17 protein-coding genes are annotated in these 15,968 nt (G+C 58.1%); 6 read left to right on the top strand and 11 right to left on the bottom strand.

Features of this window, described 5'->3' with window-relative positions:
- On the bottom strand, positions 1 to 434 hold a 434-nt coding region (locus tag ACRC1E_RS03900), incomplete at its 3' end, for a DUF1853 family protein (protein ID WP_438513799.1).
- Positions 412 to 1,176: an RNA methyltransferase gene (locus ACRC1E_RS03905; RefSeq protein WP_438513800.1), complete on the bottom strand. Its 765-nt coding sequence runs from the start codon at positions 1,174 to 1,176 to the stop codon at positions 412 to 414. The genes ACRC1E_RS03900 and ACRC1E_RS03905, both read right to left, overlap by 23 nt.
- A gap of 152 nt (positions 1,177 to 1,328) precedes the next feature.
- Here ACRC1E_RS03905 and ACRC1E_RS03910 point away from each other — a divergent pair, with 152 nt between their 5' ends.
- The 3 genes from ACRC1E_RS03910 to ACRC1E_RS03920 all read left to right on the top strand — a co-directional run bounded on the left by ACRC1E_RS03910 (position 1,329) and on the right by ACRC1E_RS03920 (position 5,313).
- Complete coding sequence (locus ACRC1E_RS03910; RefSeq protein WP_438513814.1) at positions 1,329 to 2,117, top strand: inositol monophosphatase family protein; 789 nt, start codon at positions 1,329 to 1,331, stop codon at positions 2,115 to 2,117.
- 110 nt (positions 2,118 to 2,227) lie between these two features.
- On the top strand, positions 2,228 to 4,774 hold the full coding sequence (gene mutS, locus ACRC1E_RS03915; RefSeq protein WP_438513801.1) for a DNA mismatch repair protein MutS: 2,547 nt from the start codon (positions 2,228 to 2,230) through the stop codon (positions 4,772 to 4,774).
- Between the two features lie 101 nt (positions 4,775 to 4,875).
- Positions 4,876 to 5,313, top strand: coding sequence for a hypothetical protein (locus ACRC1E_RS03920; protein WP_438513802.1), 438 nt, complete (start codon positions 4,876 to 4,878; stop codon positions 5,311 to 5,313).
- A gap of 39 nt (positions 5,314 to 5,352) precedes the next feature.
- Here the strand turns inward: ACRC1E_RS03920 and ACRC1E_RS03925 are convergent, their stop codons facing one another.
- Entirely contained in the window at positions 5,353 to 6,249 is an 897-nt protein-coding gene (locus ACRC1E_RS03925; protein ID WP_438513803.1) for a LysR family transcriptional regulator, read from the bottom strand.
- A gap of 109 nt (positions 6,250 to 6,358) precedes the next feature.
- Between ACRC1E_RS03925 and aceB the strand changes: the two genes are divergently transcribed.
- The 3 genes from aceB (at position 6,359) to ACRC1E_RS03940 (ending at position 9,573) form a co-directional block, all read left to right on the top strand.
- On the top strand, positions 6,359 to 7,954 hold the full coding sequence (gene aceB / locus ACRC1E_RS03930; RefSeq protein WP_438513804.1) for a malate synthase A: 1,596 nt from the start codon (positions 6,359 to 6,361) through the stop codon (positions 7,952 to 7,954).
- A gap of 245 nt (positions 7,955 to 8,199) precedes the next feature.
- Entirely contained in the window at positions 8,200 to 8,883 is a 684-nt protein-coding gene (locus tag ACRC1E_RS03935; RefSeq protein ID WP_438513805.1) for an SIMPL domain-containing protein, read from the top strand.
- Between the two features lie 84 nt (positions 8,884 to 8,967).
- Positions 8,968 to 9,573, top strand: a complete 606-nt coding sequence (locus tag ACRC1E_RS03940; protein WP_438513806.1) for a glutathione S-transferase N-terminal domain-containing protein — start codon at positions 8,968 to 8,970, stop codon at positions 9,571 to 9,573.
- Between the two features lie 9 nt (positions 9,574 to 9,582).
- Here the strand turns inward: ACRC1E_RS03940 and ACRC1E_RS03945 are convergent, their stop codons facing one another.
- The 8 genes from ACRC1E_RS03945 to ACRC1E_RS03980 all read right to left on the bottom strand — a co-directional run.
- The gene (locus ACRC1E_RS03945) at positions 9,583 to 11,127 is read right to left on the bottom strand and encodes a GGDEF domain-containing protein (RefSeq protein WP_438513807.1); all 1,545 of its coding nucleotides are present in this window, start codon (positions 11,125 to 11,127) and stop codon (positions 9,583 to 9,585) included.
- 69 nt (positions 11,128 to 11,196) lie between these two features.
- The gene (xerD, locus tag ACRC1E_RS03950; protein WP_438513808.1) at positions 11,197 to 12,081 is read right to left on the bottom strand and encodes a site-specific tyrosine recombinase XerD; all 885 of its coding nucleotides are present in this window, start codon (positions 12,079 to 12,081) and stop codon (positions 11,197 to 11,199) included.
- Entirely contained in the window at positions 12,065 to 12,535 is a 471-nt protein-coding gene (locus tag ACRC1E_RS03955; protein WP_438513809.1) for a methylated-DNA--[protein]-cysteine S-methyltransferase, read from the bottom strand. Before ACRC1E_RS03955 ends, xerD begins: the two co-directional genes overlap by 17 nt.
- A gap of 92 nt (positions 12,536 to 12,627) precedes the next feature.
- On the bottom strand, positions 12,628 to 12,996 hold the full coding sequence (gene rplS, locus ACRC1E_RS03960; protein ID WP_438513810.1) for a 50S ribosomal protein L19: 369 nt from the start codon (positions 12,994 to 12,996) through the stop codon (positions 12,628 to 12,630).
- A gap of 1 nt (position 12,997) precedes the next feature.
- Positions 12,998 to 13,765, bottom strand: coding sequence for a tRNA (guanosine(37)-N1)-methyltransferase TrmD (gene trmD / locus ACRC1E_RS03965; protein WP_438513811.1), 768 nt, complete (start codon positions 13,763 to 13,765; stop codon positions 12,998 to 13,000).
- Positions 13,765 to 14,247, bottom strand: coding sequence for a ribosome maturation factor RimM (rimM, locus tag ACRC1E_RS03970; RefSeq protein WP_438513815.1), 483 nt, complete (start codon positions 14,245 to 14,247; stop codon positions 13,765 to 13,767). The genes trmD and rimM overlap by 1 nt, the downstream gene beginning before the upstream one ends.
- Positions 14,248 to 14,304: 57 nt before the next feature.
- A complete protein-coding gene (gene rpsP, locus ACRC1E_RS03975; protein WP_438513812.1) occupies positions 14,305 to 14,556 on the bottom strand; it encodes a 30S ribosomal protein S16 in 252 nt (83 codons plus the stop codon).
- Between the two features lie 109 nt (positions 14,557 to 14,665).
- Positions 14,666 to 15,968, bottom strand: a 1,303-nt coding sequence (locus tag ACRC1E_RS03980) for a GNAT family N-acetyltransferase (RefSeq protein WP_438513813.1), incomplete at its 5' end; no start/stop codon positions are given.

Consider the following 15,968-nt stretch of genomic DNA (forward strand, 5'->3'; position numbering starts at 1 on the left):
GAGCCGATCAGTACGCCGCCGGTGGCCGCACTTTGCAGGTAAAATTTGCTGGCTGTTTCCAGATGCCAAGGCTCGCCATCCAGCCGCAATAAAAAGTCGAACTCGCCCAAGGTGATGCCTGCCGCATCGCGTAATGCCAGCCCCTGCGCGACAAGCTCGATATGCGGCGCCTGCTGAAACCAGAACAGCAAGAGCTGCTCGGCGTAATGCCCCAAACGCAAGCGCGGCAGCGCCGCGATCCTGGCCAGTAGAGGCGCCGGGTTTCGGTCCAGCGCCGCCAGACGTTCATGCCCATCGGTGCCCAGCAGGCGTGCACGCGGACAAGGGGGCCCGAAATGCAGCGGTGGCGGGCAGGTCAGCAAAAAAGCCAGATCACGCACCGCCGGGTGCGCATAGGGCAAAACAGGAGAACTAGCGCTGCGCTGCGTTGCCATGCTCGGCGGCGACCCGCTCTATCTGCTTGAAGAAGCCGCGCAAAATATCGATTTCATCACGCTCAAGCCCGGCGCGGCCGAACAGGGTACGCATGCGCCGCATCAGGCGCCCGCTATTGCGACGGCGGAAATAGCCGATATCATCCATCGCCTGCGCCATATGGCCGCACATGCCTTCCACTTCATCCAGCGTCGCCGGCTCGCCTTCGGGCTTGAGATAATCCATCTCGAAACCGGCATGACTGAAGACTTCATAAGTCATCACCTGTACCGCCATGGCAAGATTGAGCGAGAAGTAATCGGGATTCCCCGGGATGGTGACCAGACGGTTGCACTGCTCGACCTCTGCAATCGACAGGCCGAAGGTTTCGTTACCGAACACCAGCGCCACCTGCTCACCGCCACGGGCACGCGTGACCAGCTCCGGCACCGCCTCGCGCGGCACGGCCAAAGGGGTTGTCAGCTCGCGACGGCGACTGGTCAGGGCACAGGCTACCGTCACCCCGGACAAGGCCTCGGCCAGCGTAGCGACCACGCTGGCGCTCTGCAGTACATCAACCGCGCCGGATGCCAGCGTATCGGCTTCCGGGCTGGGAAAGACTTTGGGTTCAACCAGATAGAGCCGGGTCAGGCCCATGGTTTTCATGGCGCGCGCAGCCGAGCCGATATTACCGGGGTGGCTGGGGCGGGTCAGAACCACACGAATGTTCTTCAAAAAATCAGGGACTTGGGGTTTATTCATCAGCGCTTTACGAGTAGAATCACGGCCATTCTAAAACCCCGCGCCTGCGCCGGGTTTTTTTGTTCATTAACCGAAATTATTAGTGGCAGGCACGGCGCGCGTTCGCAAGCGGCATGCCTGTTGCGTCCATATTGTAGAGGCCGTCCATGCAAATGCATCCGATGCTAAATATTGCGGTAAAAGCAGCCCGCCGTGCAGGTAGCGTGATCCAGCGCGCATCGCATAATATCGATATCATCCGCGTCGAGAAAAAGAGCGCGAATGACTTCGTCACCGATGTGGATCGTGCTGCCGAACAGGCCATTATCGATGTCATTCACGAAGCCTACCCAACGCACGCCATTCTAGCAGAAGAGTCCGGCGCCAAAGGCATGGGCACCTCCGAATACGAATGGATCATCGATCCTATCGACGGCACCACCAACTTCCTGCATGGCCACTCGCAATACGCGATCTCCATCGCACTGGCGCACAAGGGTCAGGTCATTGAAGCCGTGGTCTACGATCCTAGCCGCAACGACCTCTACACCGCCAGCCGTGGCGTGGGCGCTTTCCTGAACGAGCGTCGCATCCGCGTCTCCAAGCGCATCCAGCTAAACGAATGCCTGATCGCCACCGGTTTCCCGGTCGTTGACCAGAGCATGATAGACACCTACCTTGCCATCCTCAAAGATGTCATCGCCAAAACAGCAGGTGCCCGCCGTGAGGGTGCCGCTTCGCTCGACCTGTGCAATGTCGCTTGCGGCCGCATGGACGGTTTCTTCGAATTCAATCTCAAGCCGTGGGACATCGCAGCAGGCAGCCTGATTGTTCAGGAAGCCGGCGGCATCGTCACCGATATGCAGGGCGAACAGGAATGGCTGCAAACCGGCGACATCGTTGCCGCCAGCCCTAAGGTACTGGCCCAGTTGCTGCACATCATCGCTCCACACGTCGCCTGATACCTGCCAGCCGGATGACGTTCTGTCCGGCATGACGTAAAATCAGCACGCCCAACGCCCCGCCAGTCGGGGCGTTGTCGTCTTTGCCACCCCTAGCCCGGAAGAGCAGCATGAGCGCAGCAGCCCACACCCCGATGATGCAGCAGTACCTTTCCCTCAAGCGTGATCACCCCGACAAGCTGGTGTTCTACCGCATGGGTGATTTTTACGAGCTGTTTTACGAGGATGCGGAAAAGGCGGCGCGCCTGCTGGATATCACGCTGACCACCCGCGGTGCCTCGGCCGGCACCCCGATCAAGATGGCCGGCGTGCCCTATCATGCCGCCGAAGGCTATCTGGCACGACTGGTGAAACTGGGTGAATCGGTTGCCATCGTCGAACAGATAGGCGATCCGGCAACCAGCAAGGGGCCGGTCGAACGCAAGGTGATGCGCATCGTGACGCCGGGCACGCTGACCGATGCCGCACTTCTGGATGACAAACGCGACAATCTGGTGCTTGCGCTCAACAGCATCAAGGGCGTACTGGGCATGGCCTGGCTATCGCTTTCCAGCGGCGAATTCAAAATCATGCAGGTGCCGGTGGACGAAGTCATGAGCGAGATCGAGCGCCTGCGCCCGTCCGAGCTGCTGATACCGGACGACAACGCCATCGCCCTGCTGGAAACGCTGGCCATTCCACGCAAAAAACTGCCATCGTGGCAGTTTGACAGCGAATCGGGCCAGCTGACCTTGACCCGCCACTTAGGCACCCGCGATCTGGCCGGCTTCGGCGCCGAGCATAGCCCGGTCGCGGTCGGCGCGGCCGGTGCGCTCTTGGAATACGCCAAACAGACTCAGGGCACCACTCTGGCCCATATCGCCAGCCTGGCGGTCGAGGATGCACGCGAACTGATCCGCATGGATGCGGCTACCCGGCGCAATCTGGAGCTGACCGAAACCCTGCGCGGCGAAGCCGGCCCGACGCTGGCCTCCCTGCTGGACCACTGCTGCACCAGCATGGGCAGCCGTTTGCTGCGCTACTGGCTGCATCATCCGCTACGCAATCATGCCCATTTGCGCGCACGCCTGGACGCTGTCAGCGCACTGACGGTCCGACATCAGGCACTCCGGGACACACTGCAAGGCGTCGCCGATATCGAGCGCATTAGCGCGCGCATCGCCTTGCGTAGCGCGCGTCCGCGCGACTTGTCGGCGCTACGCGACGCACTGACCCGGCTCAAGGATGCACGCGCCTTGGCCGGCTCGCTTGGCAGCGCACTGCTGGAGACGCTCGCCAGCCACCTGCCGGAAAACTCGCCAGCCGAAGCCCTGCTCTTTAGCGCCATTTTGCCCGAGCCCGCTACCTTGCTGCGCGACGGTGGCGTCATCAATCACGGCTACTCGGCCGATCTGGACGAGCTGCGCGCCATCCAGACCAACTGCGGCGAGTTCCTGCTGCAACTGGAAGCGCGCGAGCGCGAGCGCAGCGGCATCAACACGCTCAAGGTGGAGTTCAACCGCGTACACGGCTTTTATATCGAGGTATCGCGCGCGCAGTCGGACAAAGTGCCTGACGACTATCGCCGCCGCCAGACACTGAAAAATGCCGAGCGCTATATCACGCCCGAGCTGAAGGAATTCGAAGACAAGGCCTTGTCGGCACAGGACAAATCGCTGGCACTGGAAAAGCAGTTGTACGAGAGCGTGCTCGATGCACTCACCCCTTATGTCAGCGCATTGCAAAGGACGGCACAAGCCGTCGCGGCGCTGGACGTACTGGCCACCTTTGCCGAGCGCAGCGAAACCTGTAATTACGTAGCGCCCGAGTTTGTCGGCGACACCCGGCTGGAAATCATGGAAGGCCGCCATCCGGTGGTGGAAGCCGGCGTCGAACGCTTTATCGCTAACGATATCTGCTTGTCGGACACACGCAAGCTGCTGCTGATTACCGGCCCGAATATGGGCGGTAAATCGACCTATATGCGCCAGACGGCCCTGCTGACCCTGATGGCCCATATCGGCTGCTTCGTGCCGGCACAAAGCGCGGTGATCGGCCCGATAGACCGCATCTTTACCCGTATCGGCGCATCCGATGATCTGGCCGGCGGGCGCTCGACCTTTATGGTGGAAATGACCGAAAGCGCCAACATCCTCAACAACGCCACCGCGCATAGTCTGGTATTGATGGATGAAGTCGGCCGTGGCACCTCTACCTTCGACGGGCTGGCCCTGGCGTGGGCGATCGCACGCGCACTGATAGAAAAGAACCGTGCCTATACGCTGTTCGCCACCCATTACTTCGAGCTGACACGGCTGGCACACGATTACAGCAGCGTAGCCAATGTGCACCTGTCGGCAGTCGAGCATAAGGAAAGCATCGTCTTTTTGCACCATGTCGAAGACGGCCCCGCCAGTCAGAGCTACGGGCTGGCCGTCGCGCAGCTGGCCGGTGTGCCCGGCAAGGTGATACGCGAAGCACGACGCCACTTGCTGGAGCTGGAGAACCAGTCGGTTGCCAGCCAGCAGCCCGACCTGTTCAGCCCGGCTACCAGCCTGCCTGCCGAAGCCGAGGCCCACCCGGCGCTGGCGCTACTGGAAGACACCGATGTAGATAGCCTGAGCCCGCGCGAGGCACTGGCGCTGCTCTATGCACTTAAAGCCAGGCTGGACGACTAAGAAAAAATTCTGCCGCGGGATATCACTTTAAGCTTCCAATGCTGGATGATATTTTCTATATTGGGTGCTTAAAGATTGTTCTCACTCAATGAAGACCCGCCATGTCCAATTCAAATGATGTTTCCCAGAGTAGCCTGCAACAGCTTTTCAATCTGCCTGACGATGCCGAGGCCTTGCCGCTGTCGGCCATCAAACAACGCGCCGGCACGCGCTTGACCGAATTTTCCAATTTTGCCCAAGAAGTACTGGCCGCAATGGATATCACGGTGCCGCCGGCCATCAGTTTTGTCAGTTGCCCTAGCTGCCAACTGGAAATCAATAGTAGCCATGAGCGCACAGCCGAAATTCAGGCTTGGCTACAGGGCTCGCTGGAAGCGCAAGAGCGCTTTAAAAAAGTGGAGATCCTGTATGAAATCATCCGCGCCAGTGAACTGGCCGGCGAAACACTGCCGGCCGATATCTGCTTTCACATCGGTCTAAGCAGCCTAGGGCCGATTGCCTATTTCGAGCGTTTTACCGCCCGCAACTGCGCACACTAAGTACTTTGCCACGGGGCTGTACACATGCACGGTACAGCCTTAATCCCAATACCCCGGCGCGCTGTAGCAGGCACGCAGATGCTCGATGAAATGCCTGACCCTGAGCGGTAGCAGACGCCGTTCGGCTACCACGGCATAGACCGGATAATCGGGCGAAGAATAACTGTCCAGCACCGTCACCAGACGGCCTTCCGACAAATCATCCTTCACCTCCCACAGCGAACGCCAGGCCAGGCCCAAACCGCGCACTGCCCAGTCGTGCAGCACCGCCCCATCGTTACACTCCAATCCTCCCGACACCTTAAGGTTGAGCAGCGCCCCCTGATACATAAAAGTCCAGCCCCGGCTCTGGCTCTCGCCCAGCGACAAACAGTTGTGCTGCACCAGATCCTCCAGCGTATGCGGAATGCCGTGTGCGGCCAGATAGGCAGGCGACGCCACCACCACACGCCGGTTCTCGGCCAGACGTAGCGCAACCAGCGACGAGTCGGCCAGATCGGAAATCCGGATTGCACAGTCGATGCGATCGCGCACAAAGTCGACCAACCGGTCCGACAGATCCAGCGTCACCTTGATCTCCGGATGCGCATGCTGAAAGCTGGCCACATGTGGTGCCACATGACGGCGGCCAAAACCGGCCGGCGCCGAGATACGCAGATGGCCGCGGGCGCGGCTGCTACCCGATGCGACCGCAGCCTCCGCATCGCGCAGTTCGCCGAGAATACGCAGCGCATCTTCATAAAAAGCGCTCCCCTCCTGCGTCAGGGTAATGCTGCGTGTGGTGCGCACCAGCAAGCGCACCCCCAAACGCTCCTCCAGCGCATCCAGCCTGCGCCCTATCATCGCCGGCACCACCCCCTCCTGCCGTGCCGCAGCACTCAGGCTGCCCATGGTCACTACCGCGACCAGTGTCTCCAACTGCTTGAATGCATCCATTAGCGTACAAAAAGTAAAAAGATTAATGGCATTTTAGGACTTTTTCTATTACCTATGCTCGCCTAAACTGGCAAACAGCATAATCGGACAAAAACCAAGGAGAAAGCAGATGGCCCTCACCCTACCGCAAGGCGTCGCAATCATTGCCCCGCTCACCCCGGAATACGAAACCGTTCTCACCAGCGAAGCACTGGCTTTTGTCGCCAAGCTGCACCGCCAGTTTGAAGGCACCCGCCGTGAGCTGATCGCCAACCGCGTACTGCGCCAAGCCGAGCTCGATGCCGGCCGCCTGCCGGACTTCCTGCCGGAGACGGCGAGCGTGCGGGCCGGTGACTGGAAGATCGCGCCGCTGCCGGCCGACTTGCTGGATCGCCGCGTCGAAATCACCGGGCCGGTCGAGCGCAAGATGATGATCAACGCGCTCAACTCCGGCGCCAAGAGCTTCATGGCCGACTTCGAGGATTCGAACTGCCCGAGCTGGGACAACCAGATTACCGGCCAGATCAATGTACGCGATGCCTATCGCAAGACTATTGCCTTCACCAGCCCAGAGGGCAAGCAGTATGCCCTGAACGACAGCATTGCCACTTTGCTGCTGCGCCCGCGTGGCTGGCACCTGATGGAAAAGCATATCACCGTAGACGGCGAGATCGTGTCCGGTGCGCTGTTTGACTTCGCACTGTCCTTCTTCCACAACATCCACTATCTGGTAGAAAACGGCCGCGCCACTTACTACTACCTGCCGAAGATGGAAAGCCATCTGGAAGCACGGCTGTGGAACGATGTGTTCGTACTGGCACAGAACGAACTGGGTATCGCGCAGGGCACGATCAAGGCCACCGTCCTGATCGAAACCATACTCGCCGCCTTCGAAATGGATGAAATCCTGTATGAGCTGAAGGAACATAGCTGCGGGCTCAATGCCGGCCGCTGGGACTACATTTTCAGCTGCATCAAGAAGTTCAAGAACAACAAGGATTTCTGTCTGGCCAACCGTGGCGCGATCACCATGACCGTGCCGTTCATGCGCGCCTATGCCCTGTTGCTGCTCAAGACCTGCCACCAGCGTCAGGCGCCGGCCATCGGCGGCATGGCGGCACTGATTCCGATCAAGAACGACCCGGTTGCCAACGACAAAGCCTTGGGTGGCGTCAAGGCCGACAAGGATCGCGATGCCGGTGACGGCTACGATGGCGGCTGGGTTGCCCACCCGGGGCTGGTGCCCATCGCCATGGAGTCGTTCAATGCCGTACTGGGCGATGCACCCAACCAGATCAGCAAGCAGCGGCCCGACGTGAATACCACGGCGGCCGACTTGATGACCTTCCAGCCGGAAACCCCGATCACAGAGGCCGGCATGAAGCTCAATATCGACGTCGGCATCCAGTACTTAGGCTCGTGGATTTCGGGCAATGGCTGCGTGCCCATCCATAACCTGATGGAAGACGCCGCCACCGCCGAAATTTCGCGCGCCCAGATCTGGCAGTGGATACGCTCGCCCAAGGGGGTACTGGAAGATGGCCGCAAGGTGACGCAGGAACTGTTCGCCCAGTTCCATGCCGAGGTGGTGGCCGATCTGAAAGCGAAGCTGGGCAGCCGTTGGACCCGCCAGTACGAAGACGCGGCACGCATGTTTGCCGAACTGACCAGCTCGGACGACTTCGTCGAGTTCCTGACCCTGCCGGGCTACGACTACCTCGACTAAGCCCCCAACCCGTCAAAGCAGAACAGCCCGCCATCCAACTGCCGGGCTGTTTTTTTATCCTCCCGATGCACAGCAGACAAAAAATTGCTGTCATGCAAAATAAGACCGGTAATTTTCACCCAATGCGCGAGAAGCCTCGGGTGACGATATAAAAAAACGACTCAGGCACAGCGGAGGGTATTTCTTCTTGCATATTGCGCGGAACATTCGCAAGATGAATGACTACCAAAATTCAGGATCATTCCATGAAAACGCTGTTGTGCACGCTTGCCTTGCTGTGTTCTGCCATGCCGCCGGCACTGGCCGAGGGCATCAGCCTCAATCTGAGTGCCAGTGCCGAGCGCGAGCTGCCCAACGATGAACTGGTAGCCCAGCTCTATACCGAGGAAAAAGCCGGCAGCCCCGGTGCCCTGGCCGAACAGCTGAACCGCCAGCTGGCCCGTGCCCTGTCCGCAAGCAAAGACTTCCCGACCATCCAGACCCGTAATAGCGGCTATAGCAGCTGGCCCAGCTACGATAAAGCCGGCAAGATTCAGGGTTGGAGCGGCCGTGCCACTATCCAGTTACAGAGCCGTAATATGGCACAAGCCGGCGAGTTGATTTCCCGGCTGCAACGTTTCATGCTGCTTGCCAATATGGATTTCAGGGTTTCTAGCGCCGCACGGCGCGAGGCAGAACAACAGCTCATCCCGCAAGCCATTACCGATTTACGTACCCAAGCGAAGATCGCAGCCCAAGCTCTAGGAAAAAATACTATTGCCGTACGCGAGCTGAACTTGGGCCAGAGTGCTCCCCCTCCCTCATTTCGCTCGTTTGCCGCAAGCTCGGCCTCCATGAATGCAGAAGCCAAACAAAGCATAAATCCCGATTGGCAAGCAGGACAAAGCCTGCTGAGGCTGGAGGTAACAGGCAAGGTCGAGCTACTTTGATACACAACACTTTCAGCTTGTCGGTCATTAGGTTACAGTTCGACATTGAATCATCGGCCCTAGCGCCAACAGACACCACAGACTATGAAATTGCTTGTCTCACCCACCAGCCCCTTCGCCCGTAAAGTGCGCATTGTGCTGGCCGAAAAAAAAATTGAATGCCCGATCCAGATCGAGCACCCTTGGCAGGCGGATAGCGCGATCAGCGATTACAATCCGCTGGGGCAAGTTCCGGCTCTGGAACTGGATGATGGCAGTGTGCTATTCGACTCGCGCGTGATAGCCGAATATCTGGATAGTATTTCTCCGGTCTCCCGGCTCTACCCGCAAGAAAGACGCGTACTGATTGATACCCGACGCTGGGAAGCTCTGGCTGACGGCATCTGCAATGCAGCCGTTGCCATCGTGATCGAAAAGCGGCGGCCTGCCGACAAGCAAAGCGAGGAGTGGATCACCCACCAGCATGCCAAGATTGTTCGTGGTTTGGCCGCCATGAACTGCGATTTGGGTGAACGCTTGTGGTGCAACGGAGAGGCTTACAGCATTGCCGACATCGCGGTAGGCTGTGCTCTGGATTATCTGGGGCTGCGCTTTAGCGAGCTGGACTGGAAAACAAGCCATCCCAAACTCACCGCATTACACGAAAAACTCTCGACCCGGCCATCATTTAGCGACACCCTGCCAGCCTGAGCGTTCAGTCTAGCCAGACTTGGGGGGGATCGCCCCCAAGTCACACTCGACACGATTACGCCCCCCATCCTTGGCACGATATAGTGCCCGATCCGCCCGCTCAATCAGCCACAGCAGATCCGGCTCGGTCACTCTGGACTCTGCAACGCCCGCGCTGACCGTCACCCGCAAAGACTTGCTCAAGCCTTCATATTCCAAAGAAGCAATAGCCAGCCGTATACGTTCGGCCACCTCAAGCGCCTCTTCCAAGGGGGTATGCCTAAGCAATACCACCAGTTCCTCCCCCCCGTAACGGGCAGCCAGATCACTAGGGCGCAGCAACTGCGGCAATAGACGGCCGATTTCACGCAGCACCTGATCTCCCCCCAAGTGGCCGCACTGATCGTTCACCAGCTTGAAATGATCAATATCCAGCAATAACAGCGAGCACGGCATATGGTGGCGCTCGGCATTGGACAATTCGCGTGTCGCCATATCCATAAAATGGCGACGGTTATACAAGCCCGTCAGTTCGTCGCTCAACGCAAGCTCGGTCAGCTTCTGGTTAAGCAGAATCAGTTGGCGGGCGCTTTTCTCCAGAGTTCCGGTCCAGTAAGCCAGAATCTTGTAAAAGAAATAGGCAATAAAGATGACCAGCACCGACAAGACAATATGAATCACCTGCAAGGTCTGCAGCGCAGACAAGGCGACTGCAGGCCAACCGATGCGCTCATAATGGAAAAAAGCCTGCTCGATAGAATAACGATGCAGCCTGACCGCCAGAAAAACATAGGCCAGCAAGGCCGCCAGCAATAGCGCCGTAGTCCACAGCGAATACGCCAGCCTGACCGGCCGGCGGGACAAATAGGGCTGATGATCGAGAGCTATCTCGATACGAGTCCCAAGCAGGCCGAGCACAAGCAGGAAAACACCGATATTGGCCAGCAATCCCAGCCAGTGCCCCAGCCACAGCGCCAGCAACTGCGCACCGGCCCTGTAATTGACCAATAGAGTCATCAGGGTATCAAGCGAGGCGACCGTGGCGCTAACCACCGCCATCATCAGAAAAAACAACACGCTTTCTCTACCGGCAAGATCCGGGCGCACAGGGACGGCCCGATACCCCAGATACAGCACCAGCAAGCCCAAAAGACGAGTCAGCGCATAAAGCGGCAGCCATAGTAACGGCAGCTGCAACAGCCACCCGGAAAACAAGGCCGTCAACAGCATCAGGCTCCCACCCGCCGCGATACCGAACCACAAGGTCCACAAAGTGGCAAGCAGCATGCTCGGTGCCCAAAAAACCAGCAGAGGCTCACCATCAAGTGGCAACACAAGCTTCAGCCCGCCCGCAGCAAGCAGATGCTCCCCCACCAGGCAAAAAATCAGGGAAAAAAACCAGGCCAAAGCCAGTCGTAAGCCAGCCTTGCGCATGGTGGGCAAGCGTAACAGGCGAAAGTGCAAGCTGCGGGCACCAGAGTGCACGGCAGTCTGTAGATAGGGACTATCGTCACCGGGACGATACAAGCCGCCGGCATTCGATGGTGAAATAAGGGGGATGGGCAAATCATTCATGCCATAACACTAGTCTGCCTATGCTACTTATCCAAGCAGAGAGGCAGACACAAGCGTGATGCTGCCGGCTCAACCACGCGGATGATGGGCTTGATGCAGCTGACGCAAACGCTCGCGTGCGACATGGGTGTAAATCTGGGTAGTCGAAATATCGGCGTGACCGAGAAGCAACTGCACCACGCGTAAGTCGGCACCATGATTGACCAGATGGGTGGCAAAGGCATGGCGCAAGGTATGCGGACTCACATGGCTGAATCCCAGCTGGTTCGCGTAGCCCTTAATCAAAAACCAGGCCATCTGCCGCGTCATGCCACTGCGTCTGACCGTTACAAAGACATCATGACAAGGCACGCCGCCCAGCAGCAATGGACGCGATTCGGCCAGATACCGCAGCAGCCACGCCTGCGCCACCTCACCCATGGGTACCAGTCTTTGCTTGTCGCCCTTGCCTATGGTCGAAACCACGGCAGAAACCAGATCCAGTTCGCCCAGTTGCAAGGAGACCAATTCTGAAACGCGCAAGCCTGTTGCATACATCAGCTCGAACATGGCCCGGTCCCTCAGCCCTAGCGCACTCGTATCATCTGGCGCCGCCAGCAAGGCATCGACATCAGCTTCGGACAAAGGATGTGGCAGGCTACGCACCGGTTGCGGGCCCTTTAAGTTTTTAAGCGGGTCGTCGGCTCGCAAGCCGGTCTCCAGTAGATGGCGGTAAAACCGCCGGGCAACCGAGATGAGCCGCGCCCGCGTCGCCGTGCTCTCCCCGTTTTGGGGCAGCAATACACGGGATAGCACTGTCGTATCGGCATCCGGCAGAACATATCCTTCAACCGCCAAACGTTGCGCGAGCTTGGCCAGGTCACGCCGATAGGCATCCAGCGTATTACGAGATAAGCCATCCACCAGCAATCGCCGGTCCAGAAAGGCATCAATCAGCTCAGGACTGCTGTTCATGAGCCAGCAACCAGCGTTTGATGGCCAGCATGTCCTGAGCCGTCGATAAACTGAAGCCGCCCAGACCGTTTTTCGCCAATACCCGGTGACAAGGGATAATGATGGGCAGGGGGTTGCGGCCACAAGCGCCGCCCACGGCACGGGCAACAGAGCCGACCCGGGCTGCCAATTGCTGGTAGCTGATGGTCTCACCGCGCGTAGTCGCAGCAATGACCCGCCACACCCGTTCTTGAAAAGGCGTACCCGCCAACTGGCAAGGCAGATCGAAGCGGAAGCTGGCATCAGCCAGCCAGCAATCCAGTTGCCGGGCAACTTCAGCGCCAAGGGTAGCCGGCTGCGGTGCACGCCACGGCGTGGCGGCAGGCAGAAAATCAATACCCAACAATTGAGTGTCGCTACAGACCACGCCCAAAGTGGCAAACGGGGCAGAAAGAATGGCGGTATATGGTTTCATAATCGGAACGAAAAAAAGCGCAAGGAACACCTTGCGCTTCATCATGACGGCAAAGCCGTCGTTTGGCCAGCGGACATCTAGTCCGCGGTCAATTAGCGTGCCTTGCGTGCTGGCAGCTTTTCCTTGATACGTGCGGACTTGCCGGTCAGGCCACGCAGGTAGTACAGCTTGGCGCGACGAACGTCACCACGGCGCTTGACTTCGATGTTAGCCAGCAGCGGGGAGTAAGTCTGGAAAGTACGCTCAACACCTTCACCGGCGGACATCTTGCGCACGATGAAAGAGCTGTTCAGGCCACGGTTACGCTTGGAGATGACCACGCCTTCAAAAGCCTGCAGACGCTCGCGGTTACCTTCCTTGACCTTCACCTGGATGACAACGGTGTCACCTGGTGCGAATTCAGGAATGGTCTTGCCCAGACGGGCAATTTCTTCTTGCTCGAGTTGTTGAATCAGATCCATGTTAATGCTCCGCTTTCTGGGAATCTTGTTCCTGCTGGTACTCTGCCAGCAGCCGAGATTCCTGTTTTGATAATGTACGGCCCTGCAACAAGTCGGGGCGGCGCAACCAGGTGCGGCCCAAAGACTGTTTCAGTCGCCATTTTGCAATCAGGGCATGATTGCCGGACATCAATACATCCGGCACGCGCATCCCCCGGTACTCTTCAGGCCGCGTGTAATGCGGACAATCCAGCAGTCCGTCGGCAAATGAATCTTCAGTCGCCGACTGCGCGTCACCCAGCACCCCGGGCAACAAGCGCAACACCGTATCCATCAGTACCATCGCCGGTAATTCGCCACCGGACAGCACATAGTCGCCGATGGAAATTTCCTCGTCGACCTCACTCTCGATCAACCGTTCGTCGACGCCTTCATAGCGACCACACAACAGAATGAGACCGGAGCGTTGCGACAACTCGACCGCCTTGCGGTGATCCAGTGCCCGTCCTTGCGGTGACAAATAAACGACATGGCTTTTATCGGCGCCCTGAGCCTGCTGCCTTGCCCGGGCCGCGTCTAGCGCCGCCACCAGAGGCTCGATCAGCATCAACATGCCAGGACCACCACCATAAGGCCGGTCGTCTATCGTACGATAGTTATTACTGGTGAAGTCCCGCGGATTCCACGCGGCAAAATCACAAATGCCCATTTCCACCGCACGCCGGCTTACGCCATAGCGCGTGATGGCCTCGAACATCTCAGGGAACAGCGAGATTGCGTCGATCTGCATTAAAAGTCTTCGCCCCAGTCGACCGAAATACGGCCGCCTGCAAGGTCGACTGCCAATACGACCTGATTGACGAAGGGCAGCAAACGCTCTTTCCCTTCATCGGCCAGCACCAGCACATCATTGGCACCGGTTTCCAGCAGGTTTTTCACCTTGCCCAGCGTAATGCCTTCCTGGTTGACGACTTCCAGTCCGATCAGATCAGACCAGTAGTATTCGCCCTCTTCGGTTTTAGGCAATTGCGCACGCGGCACGGCAATTTCGCAACCACGTAAAGCCTGTGCTTGATCACGTCCTTCAACACCGGCGAGCCTGGCTGCCAGTGCCTTGGTGTGAACCGCACCTTCTTCGAAGGTATACGCTTTGAAGCTATCACCTTTACCCAGCCACCAGACCGGGTAGTCAAACAAACTATCGGCATACTCGGTGTCGGCATGGATTTTCACCCAGCCGCGCACGCCAAATGCGCCACTTACATAGCCCATAATGACCAGATCTTCGCTGCGCATAATTTCCTTACCCGCTAGTTGAACAACCAACGGTTAGGCTGCAGCCTTGGCCTGCTCCTTGAGCAGCTTGGCTACGGTGTCGGACACCTGAGCACCAACGCTAACCCAGTGATTCACACGATCCATAGTGAAGCGGACGCGTTCTTCTTTTTCGTTTGCAACTGGGTTGTAGAAACCAACGCGCTCGATAAAGCGGCCATCACGACGGCTGCGGGAATCGGTAACAACGATGTTGTAGAACGGGCGGTTCTTGGAACCACCGCGAGACAGACGAATTACTACCATTGTCGATAGTCCTTGAATGAAATCGGAACGTAGAAAAGCGTGCAATTCTAGGGCAGTTTTTCTTTATCTGGCAAGCGTTTATTCCCGTTAGCCGCGGTTTGCTCCATCCTTACAGTAGTTTGGTCACTATCGTCAGTGCCCTATCCTCCGGATGCACCTCGACCTGAAAGCCTAGTTTGTGCATCAACTTAAGCATACCCTTATTGGCGGCCAAGACTTCTCCGTGCATCGTTTTCAGCCCCTGCTCGCGTGCGGTATCGAATAAAGCACTCATCAGCACATAGCCTATTCCCTTACCCTGCCATTGATCGGCGACCTCCAGCGCGAACTCGCAGGACTCCATGTCAGGGTCGGTAATAAAACGTGCCACGGCCAGCATTTCTTCACTCGCATCCTTGACCCGCACCATGGCCAGCGCCATCTCGCGGTCGTAATCAAGCTGGGTGAAGCGCACCAGCATCTGCTGCGACAGTTGCTTGATACTGGACAGATAGCGGTTGTAGCGACTTTCTTCCGACAGATTGCGCACGAAAGCCTGCTGCATATCCGCGTCTTCAGGCCGGATGGGGCGGATCATGACCTCGGTTTCATCCTTCAGGCACATGTTTTTTACCATATGCGCGGGGTAAGGCATGATGGCCATATGCTGATAACGTTTTTGCTCCGGCGAAACGGGCCGCACAATAATGCGCGCATCCAGCACCATCACCCCATGCTCATCCACCAGCAACGGATTGATTTCCAGCTCGCAGACTTCGGGGAGCTCGCATATCATTTCCGATACCCGCAGCAAGACGTTGTGCAGTGCTTCGTGGTTCACTTCGGGCAAATGGCGGAAAGCCCCCAGTACTTTACTGATGCGCGTCTTGGCAATCATGCGCTGCACCAGATAGGCGTTTAGCGGCGGCAAGGCCAGCGCCCGGTCCTGCAACACTTCGACCGCAATCCCCCCGGCGCCAAATGCAATAACAGGCCCGAATACATTATCGTGCGTGACACCGACCATAACCTCCCGCACGAAGCGGTATTTTTTCATGGCCTGCACCGAAACACCGGTAATGCGGGCATCGGGCCGGGAGGCAAGGGTACGCGCGAGAATGCCGGCAAAAGCATGGCGCAGCGCTGCCTCATTACTGATATTCAGCTCAACGCCCCCCACATCAGACTTGTACATGATGTCGGGCGAATCAATTTTCAGCACGACCGGATAGGCTATGGCAGCAGCCAGCTCAACAGCCTCGTCAACGGTGCGGGCAAGCGCGGTCGGGTTAACCGGGATACCAAAACTCGCCAGCACGGCTTTGGATTCGCGCTCGGACAAGAGTTCACGTCCTTCAGTACGCGCCGTGGCAATCACCGCACGTGCAGCCGCAATATCCGGCGCGTGAAGCGCCCCCTCCAGCGGACCCGGC

The organism is Craterilacuibacter sp. (genome assembly GCF_051659485.1).
GTDB lineage: Bacteria > Pseudomonadota > Gammaproteobacteria > Burkholderiales > Chromobacteriaceae > Craterilacuibacter.